This is a genomic window from Bradyrhizobium icense (assembly GCF_001693385.1).
Taxonomy (GTDB): domain Bacteria; phylum Pseudomonadota; class Alphaproteobacteria; order Rhizobiales; family Xanthobacteraceae; genus Bradyrhizobium; species Bradyrhizobium icense.
This window is the reverse complement of the sequence record NZ_CP016428.1, coordinates 2440430-2464240: the sequence shown is the minus strand read 5'-3', so window position 1 is coordinate 2464240 and position 23811 is coordinate 2440430. Positions and strand designations below refer to the sequence as shown.

Annotated in this window: 22 protein-coding genes; 18 read left to right on the top strand and 4 right to left on the bottom strand. The window is 63.4% G+C overall.

Going from position 1 to position 23811, the window contains the following annotated elements:
• The first annotated feature begins 170 nt into the window (after window positions 1-170).
• The 3 genes from LMTR13_RS11635 to LMTR13_RS11625 all read left to right on the top strand — a co-directional run bounded on the left by LMTR13_RS11635 (window position 171) and on the right by LMTR13_RS11625 (window position 3720).
• Complete coding sequence (locus LMTR13_RS11635; protein ID WP_065728004.1) at window positions 171-1820, top strand: glycosyltransferase family 39 protein; 1650 nt, start codon at window positions 171-173, stop codon at window positions 1818-1820.
• A gap of 104 nt (window positions 1821-1924) precedes the next feature.
• Window positions 1925-2704 (top strand): class II aldolase/adducin family protein, encoded by a 780-nt coding sequence (locus LMTR13_RS11630; RefSeq protein ID WP_065728003.1) that lies wholly within the window; start codon window positions 1925-1927, stop codon window positions 2702-2704.
• A gap of 32 nt (window positions 2705-2736) precedes the next feature.
• The gene (locus tag LMTR13_RS11625) at window positions 2737-3720 is read left to right on the top strand and encodes an NAD-dependent epimerase/dehydratase family protein (RefSeq protein ID WP_065728002.1); all 984 of its coding nucleotides are present in this window, start codon (window positions 2737-2739) and stop codon (window positions 3718-3720) included.
• A 218-nt stretch (window positions 3721-3938) separates the two neighbouring features.
• On the opposite strand, the gene LMTR13_RS11620 is transcribed toward LMTR13_RS11625, so the two are convergent.
• From LMTR13_RS11620 to LMTR13_RS11610, 3 genes are all read right to left on the bottom strand, one after another.
• Entirely contained in the window at window positions 3939-5342 is a 1404-nt protein-coding gene (locus tag LMTR13_RS11620; protein ID WP_065728001.1) for a M20/M25/M40 family metallo-hydrolase, read from the bottom strand.
• Window positions 5343-5348: 6 nt separating this feature from the next.
• Entirely contained in the window at window positions 5349-6671 is a 1323-nt protein-coding gene (locus LMTR13_RS11615) for a glycosyltransferase family 87 protein (RefSeq protein WP_236843354.1), read from the bottom strand.
• Window positions 6672-6748: 77 nt separating this feature from the next.
• Window positions 6749-8377 (bottom strand): helicase HerA-like domain-containing protein, encoded by a 1629-nt coding sequence (locus LMTR13_RS11610; RefSeq protein WP_065727999.1) that lies wholly within the window; start codon window positions 8375-8377, stop codon window positions 6749-6751.
• Window positions 8378-8706: 329 nt separating this feature from the next.
• Between LMTR13_RS11610 and LMTR13_RS11605 the strand changes: the two genes are divergently transcribed.
• From LMTR13_RS11605 to LMTR13_RS11565, 9 genes are all read left to right on the top strand, one after another.
• Window positions 8707-9072, top strand: coding sequence for a hypothetical protein (locus LMTR13_RS11605; RefSeq protein ID WP_065727998.1), 366 nt, complete (start codon window positions 8707-8709; stop codon window positions 9070-9072).
• A 53-nt stretch (window positions 9073-9125) separates the two neighbouring features.
• Complete coding sequence (locus LMTR13_RS11600) at window positions 9126-9533, top strand: DUF4332 domain-containing protein (protein ID WP_065727997.1); 408 nt, start codon at window positions 9126-9128, stop codon at window positions 9531-9533.
• Between the two features lie 80 nt (window positions 9534-9613).
• On the top strand, window positions 9614-10471 hold the full coding sequence (gene folP, locus LMTR13_RS11595; protein ID WP_065727996.1) for a dihydropteroate synthase: 858 nt from the start codon (window positions 9614-9616) through the stop codon (window positions 10469-10471).
• Window positions 10468-10839, top strand: a complete 372-nt coding sequence (gene folB / locus LMTR13_RS11590; RefSeq protein ID WP_065727995.1) for a dihydroneopterin aldolase — start codon at window positions 10468-10470, stop codon at window positions 10837-10839. Before folP ends, folB begins: the two co-directional genes overlap by 4 nt.
• Window position 10840: 1 nt before the next feature.
• A complete protein-coding gene (folK, locus tag LMTR13_RS11585; RefSeq protein ID WP_065727994.1) occupies window positions 10841-11332 on the top strand; it encodes a 2-amino-4-hydroxy-6-hydroxymethyldihydropteridine diphosphokinase in 492 nt (163 codons plus the stop codon).
• 93 nt (window positions 11333-11425) lie between these two features.
• Window positions 11426-13294 (top strand): methylmalonyl-CoA mutase subunit beta, encoded by a 1869-nt coding sequence (locus LMTR13_RS11580; protein ID WP_065732613.1) that lies wholly within the window; start codon window positions 11426-11428, stop codon window positions 13292-13294.
• Window positions 13291-13758 (top strand): GFA family protein, encoded by a 468-nt coding sequence (locus tag LMTR13_RS11575; RefSeq protein ID WP_065727993.1) that lies wholly within the window; start codon window positions 13291-13293, stop codon window positions 13756-13758. The genes LMTR13_RS11580 and LMTR13_RS11575 overlap by 4 nt, the downstream gene beginning before the upstream one ends.
• Before the next feature lie 42 nt (window positions 13759-13800).
• Window positions 13801-15957, top strand: a complete 2157-nt coding sequence (gene scpA / locus LMTR13_RS11570) for a methylmalonyl-CoA mutase (protein WP_065727992.1) — start codon at window positions 13801-13803, stop codon at window positions 15955-15957.
• A gap of 113 nt (window positions 15958-16070) precedes the next feature.
• On the top strand, window positions 16071-16790 hold the full coding sequence (locus LMTR13_RS11565; RefSeq protein WP_156795980.1) for a DUF3298 and DUF4163 domain-containing protein: 720 nt from the start codon (window positions 16071-16073) through the stop codon (window positions 16788-16790).
• Window positions 16791-16797: 7 nt separating this feature from the next.
• Here LMTR13_RS11565 and LMTR13_RS11560 read toward each other — a convergent pair whose 3' ends face one another.
• Window positions 16798-17268: an SRPBCC family protein gene (locus LMTR13_RS11560; RefSeq protein WP_065727991.1), complete on the bottom strand. Its 471-nt coding sequence runs from the start codon at window positions 17266-17268 to the stop codon at window positions 16798-16800.
• A gap of 221 nt (window positions 17269-17489) precedes the next feature.
• Here LMTR13_RS11560 and LMTR13_RS11555 point away from each other — a divergent pair, with 221 nt between their 5' ends.
• The 6 genes from LMTR13_RS11555 to LMTR13_RS11530 all read left to right on the top strand — a co-directional run bounded on the left by LMTR13_RS11555 (window position 17490) and on the right by LMTR13_RS11530 (window position 23805).
• A complete protein-coding gene (locus LMTR13_RS11555) occupies window positions 17490-18485 on the top strand; it encodes a tripartite tricarboxylate transporter substrate binding protein (protein ID WP_065727990.1) in 996 nt (331 codons plus the stop codon).
• A gap of 42 nt (window positions 18486-18527) precedes the next feature.
• A complete protein-coding gene (locus LMTR13_RS11550; protein WP_065727989.1) occupies window positions 18528-19013 on the top strand; it encodes a tripartite tricarboxylate transporter TctB family protein in 486 nt (161 codons plus the stop codon).
• Window positions 19014-19016: 3 nt separating this feature from the next.
• Complete coding sequence (locus LMTR13_RS11545; protein ID WP_065727988.1) at window positions 19017-20528, top strand: tripartite tricarboxylate transporter permease; 1512 nt, start codon at window positions 19017-19019, stop codon at window positions 20526-20528.
• A gap of 53 nt (window positions 20529-20581) precedes the next feature.
• The gene (meaB, locus tag LMTR13_RS11540; RefSeq protein ID WP_065727987.1) at window positions 20582-21574 is read left to right on the top strand and encodes a methylmalonyl Co-A mutase-associated GTPase MeaB; all 993 of its coding nucleotides are present in this window, start codon (window positions 20582-20584) and stop codon (window positions 21572-21574) included.
• A complete protein-coding gene (locus tag LMTR13_RS11535) occupies window positions 21571-22212 on the top strand; it encodes a pyroglutamyl-peptidase I (RefSeq protein WP_065732611.1) in 642 nt (213 codons plus the stop codon). The genes meaB and LMTR13_RS11535 overlap by 4 nt, the downstream gene beginning before the upstream one ends.
• Before the next feature lie 222 nt (window positions 22213-22434).
• Window positions 22435-23805 (top strand): TIGR03808 family TAT-translocated repetitive protein, encoded by a 1371-nt coding sequence (locus LMTR13_RS11530; RefSeq protein ID WP_065727986.1) that lies wholly within the window; start codon window positions 22435-22437, stop codon window positions 23803-23805.
• Window positions 23806-23811 lie beyond the last annotated feature (6 nt).

Here is a 23811-nt window from a genome sequence, read left to right as displayed (position 1 = left end):
CGCCCGTAATTTCACCGTCTACCAATTACTGCCTTTTTGTTGCATTGCATCAGGGATTTACGCCACAATTCCCAATTACTTGGTAATGGAACTGCGCTATATGGGTACCCGGGGAATGAGGCTCAAGAATATCCAAGCTGGGCCATAGGGACGCTGGGTTACCAATCGCCATGTCATCCATTACGACTTCTGCCCTCGATACGCCTGCGCGGCGCTCGGTGGAGAGGGCCTGTGACGACCTTGCCATCTTCGTGCTGGCCGTTGTCGCCCTCGTCGCTGGCCTGACCTTCCGCGACTATGGGCTGGGCTGGGACGACTACACGCACGCCGAATATGCCGATCTGCTACTGCGGATGTACGGTTCCGGTTTCAAGGACACCGGCGCGCTGTCGTTCGCCAATCTCTACATGTATGGCGGCGGCTTCGACATGGCGGCGGCGCTGCTGCACAAAGTTATCCCGCTCGAACTGTTTGAAACGCGCCGCCTGCTCGGCGCCGTCGTCGGCCTGATCGGTCTTGCCGTGACCTGGCGGCTGGGGCGGCATGTCGGCGGCCCGCTGGCCGGGCTCGCGACGCTGCTGCTGCTCGCGCTGTGTCCCACCTTCTACGGGCACATGTTCATGAACCCGAAGGACGCGCCGTTCGCCGTCTCGATGGTGATCCTGATCCTGGGTCTGGTGCGCCTTGCCGAGGAGTATCCCGCGCCCTCGCCGCGGACCATCCTGATCATCGGTCTCGGCGCCGGCCTCTCGATCGGTTGCCGGATTCTCGGCGGGCTGGCGGTGGTCTATGCGATGGTGGGCTTCGTCCCGTTGTTGATCGAGGACGTTCGCACGCAAGGCTCGCGCGAGGCGATCCACCGCTTCGCCCATGTCGCATACGTGCTGCTGCCAGGCCTCGTGCTCGGATATCTGATCATGGGCCTGGTGTGGCCGTGGTCGATCATGGAACCGGATCATCCCTTCAAGGCGCTGACCTATTTCTCGCATTTCTTCGAGAAACCGTGGAAGGAAATGTTCGACGGGGCGCTGGTGTCGGTGCCGGACATGCCGTGGTCCTACCTGCCGACGCTGTTCGCGCTGCAGCTTCCCGAAATATTGCTCGCGCTTCTGCTCGCCGGTGCTGTCGGCACCTTCGTGTCGCTGTCGCGCACGGATGTGTCAGCCCGCCGCAAGACCATCTTCCTGATGCTGACGCTGGCGGCCAGCCTGCCGCTGGTGATCGCGATGGTGAAACGGCCGGCGCTCTACAACGGCATCCGGCATTTCGTGTTCGTTATCCCGCCGATGGCCGTGCTTGCCGGCGTATCGTTCGCCTGGGGCATGAATTGGCTGAAGAACAATCACCGCCGCTGGCAACCGGCCGCACTGGCGGTGTTCACGTTCGGCCTGCTGTTGCCGCTCAGCGAGATGATCCGCCTGCACCCTTACGAGTACACCCACTTCAATCACATTGCCGGTACCGTTCGCGGCGCCGACAAGATGTTTATGCTGGATTACTGGGGGCTGGCGCTGAAGCAGGCTTCCGACGGTCTGCGCGAGGAGCTGGTCGAACGGCAGGAATTTCCTCCACTGGGGCGCAAGTGGAAGGTCGCGGTGTGCGGCCCGCAGCGCCCGGCGCAGGTGGCGCTCGGTCCCGACTTCACGATCGGCTGGGACAGCCAGTCCGCCGATTTCGCGATGACACTGGGCGAATTCTACTGCAAGGGCCTCACCGCGCCGGTCATGGTGGAGATCAAGCGTGACGATGTCGTGTTCGCGCGCGTCTACGATATCCGCGGCCGTCCCATACCGACGCTACTGGCGATTCCGGCGCCTTAAGTCGGCAAGAGCATAACTGCTACCCGTGATGCCTGCCTTGCTGGCCCTCCGGCACCGGGCTAAGCTCGCGCTCGAAATCAACAATTTTCGGGAGCAGCTACGCCATGTCGCCAGCCGAAGCTCGCCTGAAGGAAATCCCGTCCGGCATGAGCGACGCCGAGTGGAACCAGCGCGTCAATCTCGCCGCCTGCTATCGCCTCGTTGCGCTCTATGGCTGGGACGATCTGGTCGACACCCACATCTCGGCGCGCGTGCCCGGCCCCGACCATCACTTCCTGATCAACCCGTACGGATTGATGTTTGAGGAAATCACGGCGTCGAGCCTGGTGAAGGTCGATCTGCATGGCAATCAGCTCAGCGAGAGCGAATACAGCATCAACCCGGCCGGCTTCACCATCCATTCGGCGATCCACGAGGTGCGCGAGGATGCCGGCTGCGTGCTTCATCTGCACACGCCCGACGGAACGGCGGTGGCGAGTTGCATGGAAGGCCTGCTGCCGATGAACCAGACCGCACAGTTCGTCACCCACGACCTCGCTTACCACGATTACGAAGGCGTCGCGCTGGACCACGACGAACGTCCGCGGCTGCAGAAGGACCTCGGCAACAAGAACCACATGCTGCTGCGCAACCACGGCACGCTCACCGTCGGCCGTTCGGTCGCCTCCGCCTTCGAGCGCATGTACCATCTGGAGCGCGCCTGCACGATGCAGGTGCGCACGCGTATGCTGGGCCCCACCGCCTACCCGATCGAGCAGGCCGTGATAGACAAGAACGAGCGGCTGTTCGCCAATGCCGATTTCGCGGAACGGCGCTCGACCGAGCTGGTGTGGCCGCCGCTGTTGCGCAAGCTCGATCGAATCGATCCGAGCTACAAGACCTGAACCCGGCGAACGCGCGAAAGGCTTATAGCGGCGTGAAGGTACTGGTGACCGGCAGTTCCGGCCATCTCGGCGAGGCGCTGATGCGCACGCTGCAGGCACGGCGGCACGAGGCCCTTGGCATCGACGTGCTGCCCGGCGGATTTACACACCACGTCGGCTCAATCGCCGATCGCGCCTTCGTACGCCGCTGCATGAAAGGCGTCATGACCGTGCTGCACGCCGCGACGCTGCACAAGCCGCATGTAGCTACCCACAGTCGCCAGGATTTCGTCGACGTCAATGTCACCGGCACGCTCAATCTCCTCGAAGAAGCCACCGCAGCCGGCGTCACGGCATTTGTCTACACCAGCACCACGAGCGTGTTCGGCGATGCGCTGGTGCCGCCGCCGGGCGAGCCGGCAGTCTGGATCACCGAAGATGTCACTGCCGTGCCGAAAAATATCTATGGCGTCACCAAGGCGGCCGCGGAGGATCTGTGTCATATCTTTGCGCGCAATCACGCGCTTCGCACCATCGTGCTGCGCACCTCGCGCTTCTTTCCCGAAGAGGACGACAATCGCGCGACACGCGAGGCCTACACCGACGCCAACATCAAGACCAACGAGTTCCTCTATCGCCGCGTCGATATCGAAGACGTGGTCAGCGCGCATCTCTTGGCGGCCCGTCACGCGCCATCGGCCAGCTTCGCGAAATATATCATCAGCGCCACCACGCCGTTTACGCGACACGACATGGCGGACCTGCGCAACGACGCGCCGCGTGTGGTCCGCCGTTACGTTCCGGAATTCGAGGTCGAATTTGCACGCCGCGGCTGGACGATGATTCCAGGCATCGATCGCGTCTACGTCAACGACCGCGCACGTGCCGGACTCGGCTGGCAACCCCGCCATGATTTCCGCGCGCTGATTGCGCGGCTGCAGGCCGACGAGGACATCCGCAGTCCGCTCGCGCGCGAGGTCGGCAGCAAGGGCTATCACGACCGCGTCTTTCGCGAGGGACCCTACCCGGTGGAGTGAGCGCGCGAGAGATATCCGGTGGACAAGCCGCGCAGATGCGCTAAACTATTGCTACACACCCTCTACACGTCTCGGAATCAAACGCCGTCCAATCCCGGGCGGCGTTTTTATTTGGGCGTATCGTAGGGTGGGCAAAGCGGAGCGTGCCCACCATTCAAACCAATTCCGCGGAGAGAATGGTGGGCACGCTCCGCCTTGCCCACCCTACCGCTCCCGCGCTACTTTGCTCCCTCCGCGAACGCTCCCAAAATCCGCGCCCAGGAACGGATACCCTTATGATAGCTCTTCAGGTCGTACTTCTCGTTCGGCGAATGGATGTTGTCGTCGTCGAGGCCGAAGCCGACCAGCACGGTGTCGAGGCCAAGCGTGCGCTTGAAATCCGCCACGATCGGAATCGACGCACCCGAGCCGATCAGGAGCGCCTCCTTGCCCCACTCGTCCGTCAGCGCGCGCTTGGCGGCGGCCAGCGGCTTCATGTTCCAGTCGAGCGCAATCGCCGGCGCGTTGGAGTGGTCGGTGAATTCGGCCTTGCAGTCGGCAGGCACGCGCGCCCGAACGTAATCTCGGAAAGCTTTCCGGATCTTTTCCGGGTCTTGTCCCTCCACCAGACGGAACGAAACTTTTGCGGAGGCTTCCGCCGGGATTACCGTCTTTGAGCCCTCGCCGGTATAGCCGCCGATAATGCCGTTGATGTCGCAGGTCGGGCGCGAGGAAACCTGCTCGATCAGCAGGCGATCCTTCTCACCGGCGGGAATGGAGAGGCCGATCGGCTTCAGGAAGGATTCCGGCGTGAGGTTCAGATTCTTCCACTGCGCCAGGATGTCCGGCGGCAAGTCCTTCACGCCGTCGTAGAAGCCAGGAATCGTGATGTGACCGTTCTCGTCATGCAGACCGCCCAGAATATTGGTCAGCACCCGGATCGGATTACGCGCGCCGCCGCCGAAGATGCCGGAATGCAGGTCGCGATTGGCGGCCTTGATCTTGACCTCGTCATAGACGAGGCCGCGCAGCGAGGTCGTGATTGCCGGCGTGTTCTGGTCCCACATGCCGGTGTCGCAGACCAGTGCGAAGTCGGCCTTGAGGTCGCTCTTGTTCGCTTCCAGGAACGGCACGAAGTTCTTCGATCCGATTTCCTCTTCACCCTCGATGATGATGGTGATGTCGACCGGCAGCGTCCCCGTGACCTTCTTCCAGGCGCGGCAGGCCTCGACGAAAGTCATCAACTGGCCCTTGTCGTCCTCCGCACCGCGCGCGACGATGATCTTGCGGCCATCGGCATGGTCGGTGACGACAGGCTCGAACGGCGGGCGGTGCCACAGACTGAGCGGATCGACCGGCTGCACATCGTAGTGCCCATAAAACAGCACGTGAGGCCGGCTCGCCCCGCCCCCATTGGCCTTGGCAACGATCGCCGGATGTCCCGCCGTGGGCCTCACCTCGGCCTTGAAGCCGAGCGTCGCGATATCCTTCGCCAGATGATCGGCGGCGGCCTTGCAATCGCCGGCGAAGGCCGGATCGGCCGAGATCGACTTGATCCGCAACAACGCGAACAGCCGTTCGAGGCTGTTGTCGAAATCGGCGTCGATATGGTCGAGAACCGGCTGGATATTGGCGTTGGGCATGACTGACTATCCCTGGCTGTGAGCCTTCTTATTAACGTCAAGTTGTAGCTTGCCCGCGGCCTGAGGCAAGGCAACATCCGCGGCTGGCGGATGCAATATGTGCCAGACCAACCCAGCGACAAGCACGATGGTGGCGGCGAGATTGTTGCCATAGGCCTGCAGATCAACCGGAAACAGCGGCAGCGACAGGCACAGCAAGCCGCCCGCGATGGCAAGTAGTGCCCAGGTTCCGGTTTTGACCCGCGGGCGCGGATCATAAGCGGCGCGGTGGACCAAAACGGTGATCGGAAAGAACAGCCACAAAAAGTAGTACTGGCGGGCCAGCGGCGAAGCGACTGTGATCAGGCAAAACAAGATACCGATCTCTTCCGCATCCGAACGTTCCGTGCGGCGCGACGCCGGCGGCATGATAGCGAGATAGCCGAGCCCGATTGTGAGCGAGATCGCCAGTACGATCCAGTTCGCCGTCCTGAAATCGACGTCGATGATGTTCATCGTGCGCACGGGTTTGGCCGGATTGTCCTGGTTGTAGTTCACCGGCCGCGTCAGCCGGTGTGTCACCGCGATGATCGACTGGTTGACCCACGACCAGTTCTGCTCGTCGCGCTGTCCGAACCCCTTCTCCGAACTGGAACCCACCATGCCCTGGTACCAGGTCCTCAGCTCCGTGAAATTGTGCTGGAAGCCGCGAAACGGCGCCGGCAGCACGAACAGAAACAGGCCTATGAAAACCAGCATGCTCGCGGCTGCCGCCCACTGTCTTCGCCACAGCAGATAAGGCAACACCGCCACCGGAAACACCTTGATGGCGGTAGCGAGCGCGAACATGCTTCCCGCCATCCAGCCGCGGTGGTCCCGCAACAGCCAGAACCCGTAGAGCAGCAGCGCCAGCAGCAGCAAGTTCGGTTGGCCGAGGTCGAACATGTCGAACACGAAGGTGACGGTGACAAAGCCCGGCAGCGCTTCCAGCCAAGGACCGGGCTTCTTCCCCGATCCCGCCATCGCGTGCGAGAATTGCGCCGTCATCCACCATGCGACGATGTTGAGAAACGACAGGATGAGATACAGCGGGATCTTGCCGAACCAGGTCGGGATCGCGAGCAGCACCGCCGACAGCGGCGGATAGATGAACTCGAAATAGGTAGCGGGGTCGTCCGGGTAGAGATTCCTGCCTTGCAGCACCTGCTGACCCGCCCAGAACCAGAGCGGATAGTCCTTGGTCTTGCCGTTGCCCCAGATTTCCGGGACGAGGACATCGGCGGTCAGGGCGATGCAACAGACCAGAAACAGGATATCGAGCGGCCTTCGTAGCGACGGATATCTCAGCACACGCTCGTTCCGGATTCAGAGGAGATTACGTCGCAGTTCTTCACGCGAACCGACTGCCACCTTCGCTCGAAAAAGTCCTATCGCCGCAGCAAGCCGCCAAGCGCACCGCGCACCAGCGCGCGACCGACTGAGCCGCCGAGCGATCCACCAACGGATTTGCCGAGATCGGCTACGATCCCACCGACCACCCTGTTGGTAACGGACCGCGTAACGTCTCGTGCAATCACCTGGCCGGTCGTCAGCCTGCCGCGCTTGACGTTGGTGCCGAAGATCGTGCCGACGATCGAACCGATCTGGCCGAGAATTCCGCCACCGCCGCCAGCGCCACCATCTTGCCCTTCTGCAGGCGCCGCCGTCGTAGCCACGCGCTTCTGCAGCATCTCATAGGCGGATTCGGCATCGACCGCAGTGTCGTATTTGCCTTTGACCGGGCTCTTGCTCATGATCGCTTTGCGCTCTTCCGGCGTGATCGGCCCGATCCGTGCCGTCGGCGGCCGGATCATGACGCGCTCTACCATGGTCGGCGTGCCGCCGCCTTCGAGGAACGACACCAACGCTTCGCCCTTGCCGAGTTCCATGATGACGCGTGCGGTGTCGAGCTTCGGGTTGGGCCGGAAGGTCTGCGCCGCGGCATTTACCGCCTTCTGGTCGCGCGGCGTAAAGGCGCGTAGCGCGTGCTGCACGCGGTTACCCAACTGAGCCAGCACCTTGTCCGGCACGTCGATCGGATTTTGCGTGACGAAATAGACGCCGACGCCCTTGGAACGGATCAGGCGGACCACCTGCTCGATTTTGTCGAGCAATGCCTTCGGCGCATCGTTGAACAACAGATGCGCCTCGTCGAAGAAGAACACCAGTTTCGGCTTCGGCAGGTCGCCGGCTTCCGGCAGTTCCTCGAACAGCTCCGACAGCATCCATAACAGAAACGTCGCGTAGAGCCTCGGATTCTGCATCAGCTTGTCGGCGACCAGAATATTGACCATTCCCCGGCCGTCGCTGTCGGTCTTCATGAAATCCTTCAGCAACAGCGCCGGCTCGCCGAAGAATTTCGTTCCGCCCTGGTTTTCCAACACCAGAAGCTGGCGCTGAATGGTCCCGACGGTTGCCTTGCTGACATTGCCGTAGCTTTGCGCGACCTTCCGGATCTCGGCAAACGGATCTTCCTCGTCATCCGGCCCCTTCTTGCGGCCATTGGGAACGATCGCATCCAGCAGTGACCGCAGATCCTTCATGTCGATCAGAGTGAGGCCGCTTTCGTCCGCCACGCGGAACGCGACGTTGAGGACGCCTTCCTGCACGTCGTTCAGGTCGAGCATTCGCGACAGCAATAGCGGTCCCATTTCCGTGACTGTAGCGCGCACCGGATGACCCTGCTCGCCGAACACGTCCCAAAACACGGTCGAGAACTGGTCGGGCTGGAAATTGAGACCCATTTCTCCAGCTCGTTTCAGGATGAAATCCTTGGCCTCGCCAATTTCGGAGATACCGGATAGATCGCCCTTGATATCGGCCGCGAACACCGGAACACCGGCGCGGGCAAAGCCCTCCGCCATCACCTGTAGCGACACGGTCTTGCCGGTGCCGGTTGCTCCGGTGACGAGGCCATGCCGATTGGCAAGCGCGAGTGTCAGCCAAGCCGTCTGTTCGCCCTTTCCGATAAAAACCCTCTCATCGGTATCGGTCGTCTTGTTATCGGAGGTCACCATCGGATCGCCTCTTCGTGCCCATCGGGGAGATTTGGAGGCAATCATACCGCATCCTGCCCGCCGATTGAAACCATTGGCGGACCATACGTGAGCGTTCGCCCGCTTCGTCTTTCGCGCATCTCATCCTTTTTTCCGACCTTCGGCAGAAAAATCGACAACGCAGCGCAACAAGTCAGCGTGAATCCGGCGTTCACTCTTGCATTGCTGCAACACTCGCAGAATCAAAAGCGCCTTGATGTCCCCGGATCGCTTGTAATTCAGATCGCAGGCGCTCAAGATCAATTTGGAAGTAGACGACCGGCAAAAACCGGTTTGGGGACGGGGCAAATATGGACGAACTGGTAGGGCGACTGGCCTCCAAGGCCGGTATCGATAGCGCTGTCGCTGAAAAAACCATCGGCATCGTTCTGGGTTTTCTCCGTAACGAGGGGCCCTCCGACAAAGTTCAGGCTCTGATCGACCAAATTCCGGGCGCCGAGGCTGCGATTGCTGCTTCCAGCAGCAACGGCGGATTCGCGCAGCTGATGGGTGGAGGCTTGATGGCGGTCGGCACCAGGCTGATGGCGCTTGGGCTGGGCATGAGTGAGATTCAAAGCGTGGCGCGTGAACTTTTCGGGTTCGGCCGCGACAAAATCGGAGCGGATCAAATGGGCGAAATCATTTCAGGGACGCCGGGTCTCAGCCAGTTCGCATAGTGCGCGTTGGTGAGCACATTCGACCCGGGCACATTCTTTTTTCATCTGGTATCATGACTTACCCCCTTTCCCAGATCGAAGGCCTGACCGCCTACTCTGCCTCGAAATTGAAATCGCTGGGCATTCGCACCACGGATGCGCTGCTGGAAGCCGCCCGCACGGTGAAAGGACGCAAGGCGCTCGCGGCGAAGACCGGGATCAGCGAACAGCAACTGCTCGAATGGGCCAATTTTTCCGACTACATGCGAATTCCCGGGATGGGCAAGGCCAAGGTGGGCCTGGTGCGCGCGGCCGGCGTCACCACGGTGCGTGAACTCGCACTCCGCAATCCGACGCGGCTCGCCCAGAACATGAAAGACGTGAACACAAAGCGCAAACTGGTGCGCGTTCTGCCCTCGGAGCGATCGGTCGAGCAACTGATCGAGCAGGCGCGCAAGCTTCCGCCCAAAATCAGCTATTGAAGATCAGATGCTGAAGCCGGCCAGGCCGGCCGCGCTATCATTGCCTTGACTCCCCGGCGCGGACCGCGCAAAGCGACCGCATGATCGCAGCCATGTCCAGACCAACCGCCGCAACCGGTCCGGCCGGACATCCGGTGCTGCCTGCGCTGCTCTCCCGGCCCTATCCGGCGGTGATGGGCGTATTGAATGTGACGCCGGATTCCTTCTCGGACGGCGGTCAATTCGCGGTCCCCGAGCGCGCGCTGGCCCAGGCCCGGCGGATGATCGCCGAGGGCGCCGATATCATCGACATCGGCGCGGAATCCACCCGACCCTACGGATCGGAACCGGTGTCGGCGGAAGAAGAATTGAAGCGCCTGCAGCCGGTGCTGGCCGACGTCGTCGCGCTCGGCGTTCCCGTGTCGATCGACAGCATGAAATCGGCCGTCGTTGCCTGGGCGCTCGATCAAGGCGCCGCCATCGCCAACGACGTCTGGGGGCTGCAGCGGGATTCCGGCATGGCCGGGCTGGTCGCGGAGCGTGGCGTGCCCGTCATCATCATGCATAATCGCGAGCGCGCCGATCCCGCGATCGACATCATGCAGGATATCGCCGCTTTCTTTGCGCGTTCGCTCGACATTGCCGCAAGGGCTGGAATTTCATCCGACAGGATCGTGCTCGACCCCGGCATCGGCTTCGGCAAGACGCCCGAGCAGAGCATGGCCGCACTGGCGCGGCTAACCGAGTTGCAGTCGTTCGGGCTGCCGCTATTGGTCGGCGCCTCACGCAAGCGTTTCATCAGCACGGTGACGCCGTCGGAACCGCATCAGCGCCTCGGCGGCTCGATTGCAGCCCATCTGCTGGCGGCCCAAAACGGGGCGCGGATCATCCGGGCGCATGATGTCGCCGAAACCGTACAGGCGCTGCGCGTGGCGGCGGCAATCAGGGAACGGCAATGAGCGATACGATATTCATCACCGGCGTCGTGATCCATGCCCGCCACGGCGTCATGGAGCACGAGACCAAAGTCGGGCAACGGTTCGTGATCGATCTCGAACTCTCCATCGACCTGTCGGAATCCTCGCACTCCGATCGCCTGTCCGACACGGTGTCTTATGCCAGCGTGGTCGAGACCGCGACTGCCGCGTTCACGAACACCAATTACAAGCTCTTGGAGCGTGCCGCCGGCGCCGTCTCGGACGCGATCTTCGCGGCGTTCCCACGCGTCCATGCGGTCAAGGTCACAGTCCACAAGCCGCATGCGCCGATCGCCGAGATATTTGAGGATGTCGGCGTCGTACTCATGCGCAAGCGGCCATCGCCCTGACATGGCCGATGTCCTGATCGCGCTCGGCGGCAATGTCGGCGACGTCCGCGCGACATTCAAAAAGGCCATCTCCAATATTTGCGGCATGACCCAGGCCGCCCTGCTCGCCCGTTCCTCTGATTACATCACCCCGCCCTGGGGCGAGGAACACCAGGCGCCCTTCATCAACGCCTGCATCGAGATCGAAACCAGCCTCGATCCGCATGCGCTGCTGTTTACGCTGCACAAGATCGAGAAGAAATTCGGCCGCGACCGCGCCCATGAGGTGCGCTGGGGTCCGCGGACCCTCGACCTCGACCTGATCGCCTATGACAACGTCAAGCTCGACAAGCCGGAACTCACGCTGCCGCATCCGCGGGTTTTCGAACGCGCCTTCGTGCTGGTGCCGCTGGCCGAGATCGCGCCCGATCGTATCATTGCGGGACGCCGCGTTCGTGATGCGCTGGCGCAGCTTTCAACCGAGGGTATCCAGCGGTTGCCCGACCTCAATTGACCCCGAAAGAACCCAAAACAACCGTTTGGCTTGGCGGCCGCCCCGTGGCAATTTCCGGCCAAATCAAGAGACGACCAGGGAATAATGGGCCGGATGACCAATAACGACGAGCTGACATTGGCCGCGGAATTTCCGCAGGCGACCTTTGAGGACTGGCGCAAGCTGGTCGATGGGGTGCTGAAGGGCGCGCCGTTCGAGAAACTGGTCAGCAAGACGTCCGATGGGTTGAAAATCGATCCGATCTATCGCCGCACCCGAAGCGCCGCACCGGTCGCCGGCCGTGCCGCCGCCGCGCCCTGGCAGATCATGCAGCGGATCGATCATCCCGACGCCAAAGCGGCCAACGCGCAGGCACTGCACGATCTCGAAAACGGCGCGACGGGGCTGACACTGGTGTTCGCCGGCGCCAATGGCGCCCACGGCTTTGGATTGGATCCTTCGGCAGAAGCCGTCGAAGCGGTTCTCGACGGTATCTATCTCGATGCCGGCATCGGTATCGAGCTTCAGATCGGGCCGCAGTCGCGAATGGCAGCCATTCACGTCGCCGAATACATCAAACGCAAAGGGCTTAATCCCGCGGCCTGCGACATCCGCTTCGGCCTCGACCCGGTCGGATCCTGTGCGGTGTCGGGCTCCAGTCCCTATAGCTGGGACGAAATCGTTCCCGCGGTCACCAGCGCGATCAAGGGTCTTGCTGCGATGGGCTTCAAGAGCCCGTTCGCGGCCGCCGATGGACGGGTGATCCACGATGCCGGAGGATCGGAAGCGCAGGAATTGGCTTTCGTGCTCGCCTCAGGCGTCGCCTATCTGCGTGCGACCGAGCAGGCTGGCATCGCGCTCGAAGACGCGCAAGGCATGGTCTATGCGCGGCTTGCCGCAGACGCCGACCAGTTTTTGACGCTGGCGAAATTCCGGGCGCTGCGGCGGTTGTGGGCGCGGATCGAACAGGCATGTGGTCTGACGCCGAAACCGCTGTTCATTGCAGCCGATACCGCCTGGCGCATGCTGACGCAGCGCGACGCCTACGTGAACATGTTGCGCGCGACGATGGCGACCTTCTCCGCCGGCCTTGGCGGCGCCAATGCCATAACGGTATTGCCGCACACGCTGGCGTTGGGATTGCCCGATCCGTTCGCGCGGCGCGTGGCGCGCAACACGCAACTGGTACTGCTGGAAGAGTCCAACCTCGCCAAGGTGAGCGATCCCGCGGCAGGCTCCGGCGGCATCGAAACGTTGACGGGGCAGCTTTGCGAAGCCGCATGGTCACTGTTTCAGGAGATCGAAAAGGCCGGCGGCATCTTCGCAGCGCTCGAGCAGAACCTGATCCAGCGCAAGGTCGCCGCGACGCGGGCCGCGCGCGAGCTCAACATCGCCAAGCGGCGCGATGTACTGACCGGCGCCAGCGTATTTCCGAATCTGCATGAGGATGAGATCGCCGTGCTCGAGGCGACGCCGATCGCGCTGCCGCCCTATGGCGAGGTGAAGTTCAAATTCGATCCCCTGCCGCCGATGCGGCTGGCTGCGCCGTTCGAGGCGCTGCGCGACAGATCGGACGAAAGACTCAAGACATCGGGCGCGCGGCCAACAATCTTCCTCGCCAATCTCGGCACGCCCGCCAACTTCACCGCCCGCGCCACCTTCGCCAAGAGCTTCTTCGAGACCGGCGGCATCGAGGCGCTGGATACGCAAGGTTTTGCCGACCCGGCCGCACTCTCCGCCGCATTCAAGGCGTCCGGCGCGGCAATCGCGTGCCTGTGCTCGTCCGACAAGGTCTATGCGGAACACGCGGCGCCCGCCGCCAAGGCCCTTCAAGCGGCCGGCGCGAAGCATATCTATCTGGCAGGGCATCCCGGCGAGCGGGAGGCCGCATTGCGCTCGGCCGGCGTCGGCGATTTCATCTTTGCCGGCGGCGATGCGCTGGCGACGCTGCAGGAAGCCTGGCGGCGGATGGAGCGAGCATGACGGACAACAACCACAAGACGGTCCTGACCGGCGGCTGCCAGTGCGGCGCCATCCGCTTTGCGGTGTCGAAGGTGCCGCCCAAGGTCAGCATCTGCCATTGCCGGATGTGCCAGAAAGCGTCAGGCGCGCCCTTCGCCTCGCTTGCCGATATCGAGCATGAGCATTTCACCTGGACGCGCGGCAAGCCGGCGACGTTTCAGTCTTCTTCCATCGCCGAGCGCGATTTTTGCCCGGCCTGCGGCACGCCCCTGACCTACCGGCTGATCGGCGGCCCCCGGATCGAGATCATGACCGGCACGTTCGACCGCCCCGACCTGGTGGTGCCGACCCGGCAATATGGAACCGAATCCCGGCTCGGCTGGGTGGTCGGCATCGCCAATTTGCCGAGCCAGACCACGCAGCAGAATTACGGACCGGAAAAGATGGCGACCATCACCAGCCACCAGCATCCGGACCATGATTAGGGGTGGCGATCTCGGCCAGCCAGATATGGTATAATGGGTAACATGAGCCGCATACCGAACTTTGCGAATATCGCCTTTGAACCCACCTCGCCCGCACAGCCCGCTGGCAGCGCCGAGCCGTGGCTGACGCCCGAGGGCATCCCGGTAAAGCCGGCCTACAGCGAGGCGGATCTCGAAGGCATCGACTTCCTGGAGACCTGGCCGGGCGTCGCGCCCTATTTGCGCGGCCCCTACCCGACCATGTATGTCAACCAGCCCTGGACGATCAGGCAATATGCCGGCTTCTCCACGGCGGAAGATTCCAACGCATTCTACCGCCGCAACCTCGCCGCCGGCCAGAAGGGCCTGTCGGTCGCCTTCGACCTCGCCACCCACCGCGGCTACGATAGCGATCATCCGCGCGTCTCCGGCGACGTCGGCATGGCCGGCGTTGCGATCGATTCCATCTACGACATGCGCACGCTGTTTGCGGGCATCCCGCTCGACCAGATGAGCGTGTCGATGACCATGAACGGCGCGGTGCTTCCGATCCTCGCGCTGTTCGTGGCGGCCGCCGAGGAACAGGGCGTTCCACCGGAAAAGCTGTCGGGCACCATTCAGAACGACATTCTGAAAGAATTCATGGTGCGCAACACTTATATCTATCCGCCGGCGCCCTCGATGCGGATCATCTCCGACATTTTTGCATACACTTCGCAGCGGATGCCGAAGTACAATTCGATCTCGATCTCCGGCTATCACATGCAGGAAGCCGGGGCGACGCAAGACCTCGAGCTTGCCTATACGCTGGCCGACGGCGTCGAATATCTGCGCGCCGGACTTGCCGCCGGCCTCGACGTCGACCGCTTCGCGCCGCGGCTGTCGTTCTTCTGGGCGATCGGCATGAACTTCTTCATGGAAGTCGCCAAGATGCGCGCCGCGCGGCTGCTCTGGGCAAAACTGTTGAAGCAGTTCAACCCGAAGGACCCGCGCTCGCTCTCGCTGCGCACGCATTGCCAGACCTCCGGCTGGTCGCTGACCGCGCAGGACGTCTTCAACAACGTGATGCGCACCACGATCGAGGCGATGGCGGCAACGCAAGGCCATACCCAGTCGCTGCACACCAACGCGCTCGACGAGGCGTTGGCGCTGCCGACGGATTTCTCCGCCCGCATTGCCCGCAACACGCAATTATTCTTGCAGCAGGAAAGCGGTACCAACCGCATCATCGATCCCTGGGGCGGCTCCTACTATGTCGAACGCCTGACCCGCGATCTCGCGGAAAAAGCCTGGGGCCATATCCAGGAAGTCGAGGCGCTTGGCGGCATGGCCAAAGCGATCGAGGCCGGGGTGCCGAAGCTGCGCATCGAGGAAGCTTCCGCCAAGACGCAGGCGCGAATCGATGCCGGCAAGCAGGCCGTGATCGGCGTCAACAAGTACAAACCCGTTAACGAAGCGCCGATCGACGTGCTCAAGGTCGAAAACTCCACCGTACGGCGCCTGCAGATCGACAAGCTCAAGCGGCTGCGCTCCGAGCGCGACCAGAAGGAAGTCGATTCTGCGCTGGCGGCGCTGACGCGCAGCGCCGGCGAAGGCAATGGCAATTTGCTGGCGCTGGCGATCGACGCGGCGCGGGCGAAAGCCACCGTCGGCGAAATTTCGGACGCGATGGAGAGGGTATTCGGACGTCACCGCGCCGAGATCAAATCCATCACCGGCGTCTACAAGCGGGAGGCGTCCGCCATGTCCAACCGGGTCGAAAAAGTGCAGGCGCTGATCGATGCGTTCGAGACTGCCGAGGGCCGCCGGCCCCGCATCCTCGTCGCCAAGATCGGCCAGGACGGCCACGACCGCGGCCAGAAGGTGATCGCATCGGCCTTTGCCGATGTCGGCTTCGACGTCGATATCGGGCCATTGTTCGCCACCGCCGACGAGGCGGCGCGGCAGGCAGTGGAGAACGACGTCCATATCCTCGGCGTCTCGTCACTGGCGGCCGCCCACCTCACCGCGGTGCCTGAGCTCAAGGCTGCGCTGAAGAAGCACGGCCGCGAAGACATCATGATCATCATCGGCGGCGTGGTCCCGCCGCAGGATTATGACGCGCTCTATGCGGCCGGTGCGGAGGCGATCTTCCCGCCCGGCACCGTGATCTCGGATGCCGCCGAAGAGCTGATCCACAAGCTCAACGCCCGGCTCGGCCATAGCGAGGCGGCGGAGTAGCTCTCCGCCGCTTCAAGCTTTTCCAAGGATCGCCCTTGCGCGGCATTGCACTCCTCACACTCACCCGGACAATCGGTTTGGCGGGCGCCATCGCCTGTACTGCAACGCTGGGCATGGCATCTGCAGCCGAGCCCAAGCCGGACTTTTCCATCAAGAACAAATGGGTCGAAGCCAGCGTCGTCCTCGACGCGAGGATCAAGGCCGAGCCGGCGCTGGCGGCGAACTGCCTGGCGGAGGGAAAAGCGTGGGCGCAGAAGAACCGCGTCGATGCCGACAAGGGACGCAAGCAGGATCCGGACCTGTTCCGCAACGCGTGGTCGTATGAACGGAAATACGAGACCCGCTCGGTGGTCGACGGCCGCTATGTCAGCATCATCAGGGCCGATTACGAATATACGGGCGGCGCCCATCCCAACAGCTCGTCCGACACGATCCTGTGGGACAAGTCAGCCGGAAAACGCATCAGCATTCGTCCGTTCTTCACCGAAACGGCCGACAACGGCCCGACGCTGAAAGCGATGCGGCAAGGCGTCATTTCCTCTCTCATGGCCGAGAAAAAGAAACGCGGCGCGGAAGGCACGGATGCTAGCGCCATCGAAGACATCGAGCCAAAGCTTCTCAAGATCGGGCCCGTCGCACTGGCGCCATCGACCGAGGAAGGCAAGAGCTCCGGTTTGAACTTTTACTACGCACCTTATGCGGTCGGCTCCTATGCCGAAGGCGAGTATGTCGCCTTCGTGCCGTGGGAGAGCTTGAAGCCTTATCTGACGCCGGAGGGCGCCAGGATTTTCGGCGGCGCCCGTCCGAAGGAAGACGAAGACCGGCCGCAATGACGGCGTATCAAGCAGCAAGCCGGCCGAGCGCCCGTTCGAGCGAATGCGTCCAATCCGGAATCCATGACTCGAACAGTGCTTGCCAGCGATCCGCGTCCCGCGGCGCGGTGTCGAGTTTCACGGACCATTCGATGAGGGTCCGGTTGCCCTCGACGATCGGAAGCAGGTGCATCGTTCCCTCATAGCGCGTCGGCCCGGTCGCGTCCTGCGCCAACCCGGACGGAAACGGGAACGGCTCGAGGCCCGCATAGGTCAACGAATGCGCTTCATCGGAGTGGCCGGCGAGTCGCTGCCTGATCCAGTTGCCGAGATAGCAGAAGCGCCTGACTGCGCCGACTTCGTCGCCGCCCTTGTCATCCTCGATCATGCTTTCGCTCACCCCATCGATATAGGCCGGGTAATTGTTGAAATCGCGGATCAGGGCCCACACGGTTTCCAGGGGATGGTTCAGCACGGTGCTGTAATAGGCTGTCGTCATGGCTCTCTCTCCGCAATCGATCGCGGCGCGATGACTGGGCCGCACATGGATATCTATTTCGAGTAGCCCGGCCGCCGCCACCCGATTTCCGGCTGTGGCGAGATGTCCAACCGGTGATGAAACCGCTTCACGACCAGTGCCTTGCGAGCGGAGCGCAAAGCCGCCTACAATGCGGACATTACAAGAGCGCCTGACCTCACGGCGCCGCAGGGAGGATCACCATGTCCAAAAAGATTACCCGCCGCGCCTTCGCGGCTTCGTCTGCTGCTGCGGCGGCCGTCGCGGCCTTTGGTTTCAAGCCGGCTTTGGCGCAGGCATATCCGGCTCGTCCCGTGACCGTGATCGTGCCCTGGGGTGCCGGCGGCGGCACCGACGCAACCGCGCGCATTGTCGCGGCGCTGTTGGAAAAGGATCTCGGCCAGCCCTTCAACGTGGTCAACCGCACCGGCGGCTCCGGCGTGGTCGGCCATTCCGCGATCGCGACCGCACAGCCCGACGGCTACACCATCGGCATGCTGACGGTGGAAATCTCGATGATGCACTGGCAGGGGCTCACCGAACTGGCGCCCAAGAGCTACACGCCGCTGGCGCTGATGAACGAGGATCCGCCCGGCATCCAGGTCAGTTCCACCTCACCCTACAAGACCGTGAAGGAACTGGCGGATGCGATCAAGGCCGCCCCCGCCGGCAAGTTCAAGGCCTCCGGCACCGGTCAGGGCGGCATCTGGCATCTCGCGCTGGTCGGCTGGATGCAGGCGATGGGACTTGCCCCCAATCACGTGGCCTGGGTGCCGTCGAACGGCGCCGCGCCCGCGATGCAGGATCTGGCTGCCGGCGGTCTCGACCTCACCACCTGCTCGGTGCCGGAAGCCCGCGCGATCATCGAGGCCGGCAAAGCGCGCAGCCTCGCCGTCATGGCTACGGCCCGCAACCCCGCATTCCCGGACGTGCCGACGCTGAAGGAAGCGATGGGCATCGACTATTCGACGGGCGCGTGGCGCGGTATTGCCGGTCCCAAGGGCCTGCCCGCTGATGTGGCGACAAAACTCACAGCGTCGCTGAAGAAGGTCTACGACTCCAAGGAGTTCAAGGACTTCATGAGCAATCGCGGCTTTGGAACGGTATGGGGCGATGCGGCCCAATTCGCCGCATTCATGGAGAAGGGCGACGCCCAGATGGGCGTGGCGATGAAAGCCGCCGGCCTCTCCAAGGCCTGATCCTGATCGGCTGACATCGCCCGATATCCGCGGAGCCAGTTCATGCGTCTACCCGATCGCGTCACGGGATTGTTTCTCGTTGGCCTCGGCGCGGCTGCCGCCTATGGCGGCTGGCAGTTGCCGCCGGTGCCCGGCCAGCCGGTCGGGCCCAACGTCTTTCCGCTCGTGATCGGAACGGGCCTTGCGCTGTGCGGGCTCGCGATTGCATTCGGGATCGGCCGCAGCTTTGAAGAGGAAGAGCACCTCATTCCGGTCGAGGGCGGCCAGCCGCCGCCACCGACCGGAAAGCTCTATGGTCTGCGCGTCCTGCTCCCGCCGGCGCTGTTGCTGTTCTACGTCGCGGTCGCCGAGCGGCTCGGCTTCATCCTCACGGCAGCGACGATCGTCTACGTGACCTCGACCGCGCTCGGCGCCCGCTGGAAGGTTGCGTTGCCGCTCGCGCTGCTTGCGCCGATCGGCATCCACCTGATTTTCTCAAAATTGCTGCGCGTGCCGCTGCCGCCCGGCGTTTTGCCGATGCCCTGGTGATTGATGCTCAATACCCTCACGCAAGCCTTCGCGCTCATCACCACCTGGGAAGTCATCATCGCGATACTCGCGGCGTCGGTCTATGGCCTCGTCATCGGATCGCTGCCGGGGCTATCCGCGACCATGGCGACCGCGCTTCTGGTCCCCGTCACCTTCTATCTGTCGCCGATCGCGGCGATCGCCACCATCGTCGCCGCATCCACGATGGCGATCTTCGCCGGTGATATCCCCGGCGCGCTGCTGCGCATTCCCGGCACCCCCGCCTCGGCGGCTTACGCAGACGAAGCCTATGCGATGACGCGCAAGGGCGAAGCCGAACTCGCGCTCGGGGCCGGCGTCTGGTTCTCCGCTGTGGGCGGCATCGCGGGCACGCTCTCGCTGATGATCCTGGCGCCGCCGCTCGCCGAAATCGCACTGTCGTTCTCGACCTTCGAATATTTCTGGCTCGCGTTCCTCGGCCTGATGTGCGCCACGCTGGTCGCGCGCTCTTCCCCGGTGAAGGCGATCGCCAGCATGTTCATCGGTCTGCTTGTCGCCTGCATCGGCATCGAAAACCCCGGCGGCGTCCCCCGCTTCACATTTGGAATAACCGACCTGTTTGGCGGCATCGAGCCGATCCCGGCATTGGTCGGCGTCTTCGCGGTGGCGCAGGTCATGCGGGCGATGCTGACACCGGAGCCGCCACCGATCCCGCGGCGTAAATTTGGAAGCATCATGGCGGGCCAGTGGAAGCTCACCAAAAAGTACAACCGGCAGATGACGCGCGGAAACATCGTCGGCATCATTATCGGCGTGCTGCCGGGCGCCGGCGCCGACATGGCCGCCTGGGTCAGCTACGCCATGTCCAAGCGCTTTTCGAAGGAACCGGAGAAGTTCGGAACCGGCCACGTCGAGGGCGTGGTCGAAGCTGGCGCCAGCAACAACGCCAGCATCGCCTCGGGCTGGGTGCCCTCGCTGCTGTTCGGCATTCCCGGCGACACCATCGCGGCGATTGCGATCGGCGTGCTCTACATGAAGGGGCTCAACCCCGGCCCGACGCTGTTCACCGAAAAAGCGTCGAGCATGTATGCGATCTACCTGATGTTCATCATCGCCAACATCATCATGATCCCGCTCGGCATCGTCATGATCCGGCTCGCAAGCAACGTGCTGCGCGCGCCGCGTTCCACCGTCATGCCGGTCATCATGCTGTGCTGCGCGGTCGGCTCCTTCGCCATCGGCAACAACATATTCGGCGTGGTTATCGTCGCGACCTTCGGGGTCATCGGCTATGTCATGGAAGAAAACGGCTATCCGGTCGCCGCGATGGTGCTCGGCATCGTCATGGGCACCATGATCGAGCAGAGTTTCGTCACCTCGCTGATCAAGTCCGACGGCAGTGTGCTGCCGTTCTTCGAGCGGCCGATCGCCGCGATCCTCGCCGCCATGGCGATCGGCGCGCTGATCTGGCCGGTGCTGGTCTGGGTCTGGCGGAAGCTCAAGCGGGCGCCGGTCCCCGCCAATTCGGCGCCCTGAAGGACTGCGCAGGGCCCCCTCGCCTGCATGGCGCGGGCGTTGTAAACCAAGCCATGACCCTGCCGAAGAATCCTTCCCCCGATGTCGGGAAACTCGCCAAAGAACTCCGCTCCGGCCACCGCGCGGCGCTGGCGCGTGCGATTACCCTGATCGAAAGCAGGCGTTCCGACCATCAGGCCGCGGCACGCGATCTGGTGCAGGCGCTGTTATCAGACACCGGCAAGGCGGTCCGCGTCGGCATTACCGGCTCGCCCGGCGTGGGAAAATCCACCACGATCGATGCGCTCGGCATGTTCCTGATCGAGCGCGGCCACAAGGTCGCGGTGCTCGCGGTGGACCCCTCCTCGGCGCGCACCGGCGGCTCGATTCTCGGCGACAAGACGCGGATGGCGCGGGTCGCCAATTCCGACAGCGCCTTCGTCCGCCCCTCGCCGTCGTCGGGCACGCTCGGCGGCGTCGCCGCCAAGACCCGCGAGGCGATGCTGCTGTGCGAGGCCGCCGGCTTCGACGTGGTGCTGGTGGAGACCGTCGGCATCGGCCAATCCGAAACCGCGGTCTGCGACATGACCGATTTCTTTCTTGCTCTGATGCTGCCCGGCGCCGGCGACGAATTGCAGGGAATCAAGAAAGGGCTGGTCGAACTCGCCGACATGATCGCGATCAACAAGGCCGACGGCGACAACGTCAAGCGCGCCAATCTGGCGGCGGCCGATTATCGTTCCGCGCTGCATATTTTGAGCCCGCGCTCGGAGCATTGGCATCCGCCGGTCGTGACCTATTCGGCGCTGACCGGCACCGGCATGGACACGTTGTGGCAGAAGATTCTCGACCACCGCACCGCCATGAACGCCTCGGGCGAGTTCGCTGCGCGGCGGCGCGAGCAGCAGGTGAAATGGATGTGGTCGATGCTGGAGCAGCGGATGATGGCGCGGCTCCGCTCCGATGCCACGATCCGCGCCAAGGTAAAGAAGACCGAGGCCGAGGTCGCCGACGGCCGTATCACGCCGGCGGTCGCCGCCGAGCAGATCGCGGAGTGGCTGCGGTGAGCGACAAGCTTCGCATTCTCATCACCGGCTTTGGTCCATTTCCCGGCGCGCCCTACAATCCGACGCAGCCGCTGGTGGCGCGGCTCACGCGGCTGCGTCGCCCGGCCTTGGCCGACATCGAGCTGTCCAGCCACATCTTTCCCGTCACTTACAACGCGGTCGACCGCGAATTGCCGCTGACGCTGCAAAAGCATCGGCCGCATGCGCTGTTGATGTTCGGCCTCGCTTCTCGCACGCCGTATCTGCGGATCGAAACCCGTGCCCGCAATGCCGTCACCATGCTGTGGCCCGACGCGGCGCAGACCCGCGCTCGCAAAGGATCGATCGCCGACGGCGCCGATGCGCAAAGGTTCGGTCCGTATACGGCCAAATTACTGCGTGCGGCCAAGACCACCGGCCTCGATGCCCGCGCCTCGCGCGATGCCGGCAGCTACCTCTGCAACTACCTGAGCTGGCGCGCGATCGAGACCGTCAATGCGGCCAACGGTCCCCGCCTCGTCGCCTTCATCCACATCCCGCCGCTGGCGCGCAGCGGCGCGGTCAGACGCAAAGGTTTCCCGCGGATCACGCTGGAAGAGCTGGTCGATGCCGGCGAAGCGATGCTGCTGGAAATGGTGCGGCTGGCCCGGAGAGCGTAGGGTGGGCAAAGCGCAGCGTGCCCACCATTATTCCCCGCGGATCCAATGGTGGGCACGGCGCTAGCGCGCCTTTGCCCACCCTACGAATTTTGGCCGTACCCAACATTAACCCTACCCCGAATAATCGCCGCCTCTCTTGCCGGTCTTCACCGTGCCCGGTCGCATTTTCGCGATACCTACGAAGGCGCGAATGCAACTTGCATTGCGCGAGGGCCATTCACCATGGACATGAACCGCCGCCATCTCATTGGAGCGTCCGCCGCCGGTGCAGCCGGTGCGCTGGCGATGTCGCCTGACGCTGCGCGCGCAGCGCCCCTCACCTCCACGCTCGGCCGCGACGTCACGCAATATGGCGTGCGTCCCGGCAGCGCCGACGATCAGACCGAGAAACTGCAACGCGCGATCGACGAGGCGGCGCGCGCGCAGGTGCCACTGGCGCTGCCGCCGGGGATCTATCGCATCGGCATGCTGCGGCTTTCGAAAGGCACACAACTGGTCGGCATCCGCGGCGCGACCAAGCTGCTGTTCACCGGTGGCGCCTCGATGCTGCAGAGCGAAGGCGCCAACAGCGTCGGCCTGACGGGCATCACCTTTGACGGCGGTCGCATTCCGCTGCCAACGCGCCGCGGCCTGGTGCACTGCCTCGGCGGTCGCGACGTCCGCATCGCCGACTGCGAAATATCAGGCAGCGGCGGCAACGGCATCTGGCTCGAACAGGTCTCGGGCGATATTTCCGGTAACATCTTCACGAAAATCGCGACCACTGCCGTCGTATCCTTCGACGCGCTCGGCCTGATCGTGTCCCGTAACACCATCACCGATACCAATGACAACGGCATCGAAATCCTGCGCACCGCGATCGGCGACGACGGCACGCTGGTCCTCGATAACCGCATCGAGGATATCAAGGCCGGGCCCGGCGGCTCCGGGCAGTATGGCAACGCCATCAACGCCTTCCGCGCCGGCAATGTGATCGTGCGCGGCAACCGCATCAAGAATTGCGACTATTCGGCCGTGCGCGGCAATTCGGCATCGAATATTCACATCACCGACAACAGCGTCAGCAATGTCCGCGAGGTCGCGCTCTATTCGGAATTTGCGTTCGAAGGCGCCGTCATCGCCAACAACACGGTGGATGGCGCCGCCGTCGGCGTCTCCGTCTGCAATTTCAACGAGGGCGGACGCATCGCCGTCGTCCAGGGCAACATTATCCGCAATCTCTTGCCGAAGCGGCCGATCGGCACCGCGCCCGACGACGACGCCGGGATCGGCATCTATGTCGAGGCAGATTCGACAGTCACCGGCAACGTGATCGAGAACGCACCGTCTTTCGGCATCATTGCCGGCTGGGGCAAGTATCTCCGCGACGTCGCAATCACCGGCAACGTGATCCGCAACGCCTTCGTCGGCGTCGGCGTATCGGTGCTGCCGGGCGCCGGCACGGCTCTGGTCAACAACAACATGATTTCGGAAACCCCGCGCGGCGCCGTGGTCGGGCTCGATCACGCCCGCACAATTACGACCGATCTGTCAGCCGAAGGCGCGCAGCGTTACGCGCAGGTGGTGGTGGGAGGCAACGCGGTGCGGCGCTAGTTCGCC

What these genes read in the sequence shown, in the direction of transcription:
- LMTR13_RS11635 (WP_065728004.1), top strand. Translation starts at nt 171, where the DNA reads ATGTCATCCATTACGACTTCTGCCCTCGATACGCCTGCGCGGCGCTCG.
- LMTR13_RS11630 (WP_065728003.1), top strand. Translation starts at nt 1,925, where the DNA reads ATGTCGCCAGCCGAAGCTCGCCTGAAGGAAATCCCGTCCGGCATGAGC.
- LMTR13_RS11620 (WP_065728001.1), bottom strand. Translation starts at nt 5,342, where the DNA reads ATGCCCAACGCCAATATCCAGCCGGTTCTCGACCATATCGACGCCGAT.
- LMTR13_RS11610 (WP_065727999.1), bottom strand. Translation starts at nt 8,377, where the DNA reads ATGGTGACCTCCGATAACAAGACGACCGATACCGATGAGAGGGTTTTT.
- LMTR13_RS11605 (WP_065727998.1), top strand. Translation starts at nt 8,707, where the DNA reads ATGGACGAACTGGTAGGGCGACTGGCCTCCAAGGCCGGTATCGATAGC.
- LMTR13_RS11600 (WP_065727997.1), top strand. Translation starts at nt 9,126, where the DNA reads ATGACTTACCCCCTTTCCCAGATCGAAGGCCTGACCGCCTACTCTGCC.
- folP (WP_065727996.1), top strand. Translation starts at nt 9,614, where the DNA reads ATGATCGCAGCCATGTCCAGACCAACCGCCGCAACCGGTCCGGCCGGA.
- folB (WP_065727995.1), top strand. Translation starts at nt 10,468, where the DNA reads ATGAGCGATACGATATTCATCACCGGCGTCGTGATCCATGCCCGCCAC.
- folK (WP_065727994.1), top strand. Translation starts at nt 10,841, where the DNA reads ATGGCCGATGTCCTGATCGCGCTCGGCGGCAATGTCGGCGACGTCCGC.
- LMTR13_RS11580 (WP_065732613.1), top strand. Translation starts at nt 11,426, where the DNA reads ATGACCAATAACGACGAGCTGACATTGGCCGCGGAATTTCCGCAGGCG.
- LMTR13_RS11575 (WP_065727993.1), top strand. Translation starts at nt 13,291, where the DNA reads ATGACGGACAACAACCACAAGACGGTCCTGACCGGCGGCTGCCAGTGC.
- scpA (WP_065727992.1), top strand. Translation starts at nt 13,801, where the DNA reads ATGAGCCGCATACCGAACTTTGCGAATATCGCCTTTGAACCCACCTCG.
- LMTR13_RS11565 (WP_156795980.1), top strand. Translation starts at nt 16,071, where the DNA reads ATGGCATCTGCAGCCGAGCCCAAGCCGGACTTTTCCATCAAGAACAAA.
- LMTR13_RS11560 (WP_065727991.1), bottom strand. Translation starts at nt 17,268, where the DNA reads ATGACGACAGCCTATTACAGCACCGTGCTGAACCATCCCCTGGAAACC.
- LMTR13_RS11555 (WP_065727990.1), top strand. Translation starts at nt 17,490, where the DNA reads ATGTCCAAAAAGATTACCCGCCGCGCCTTCGCGGCTTCGTCTGCTGCT.
- LMTR13_RS11550 (WP_065727989.1), top strand. Translation starts at nt 18,528, where the DNA reads ATGCGTCTACCCGATCGCGTCACGGGATTGTTTCTCGTTGGCCTCGGC.
- LMTR13_RS11545 (WP_065727988.1), top strand. Translation starts at nt 19,017, where the DNA reads ATGCTCAATACCCTCACGCAAGCCTTCGCGCTCATCACCACCTGGGAA.
- meaB (WP_065727987.1), top strand. Translation starts at nt 20,582, where the DNA reads ATGACCCTGCCGAAGAATCCTTCCCCCGATGTCGGGAAACTCGCCAAA.
- LMTR13_RS11530 (WP_065727986.1), top strand. Translation starts at nt 22,435, where the DNA reads ATGGACATGAACCGCCGCCATCTCATTGGAGCGTCCGCCGCCGGTGCA.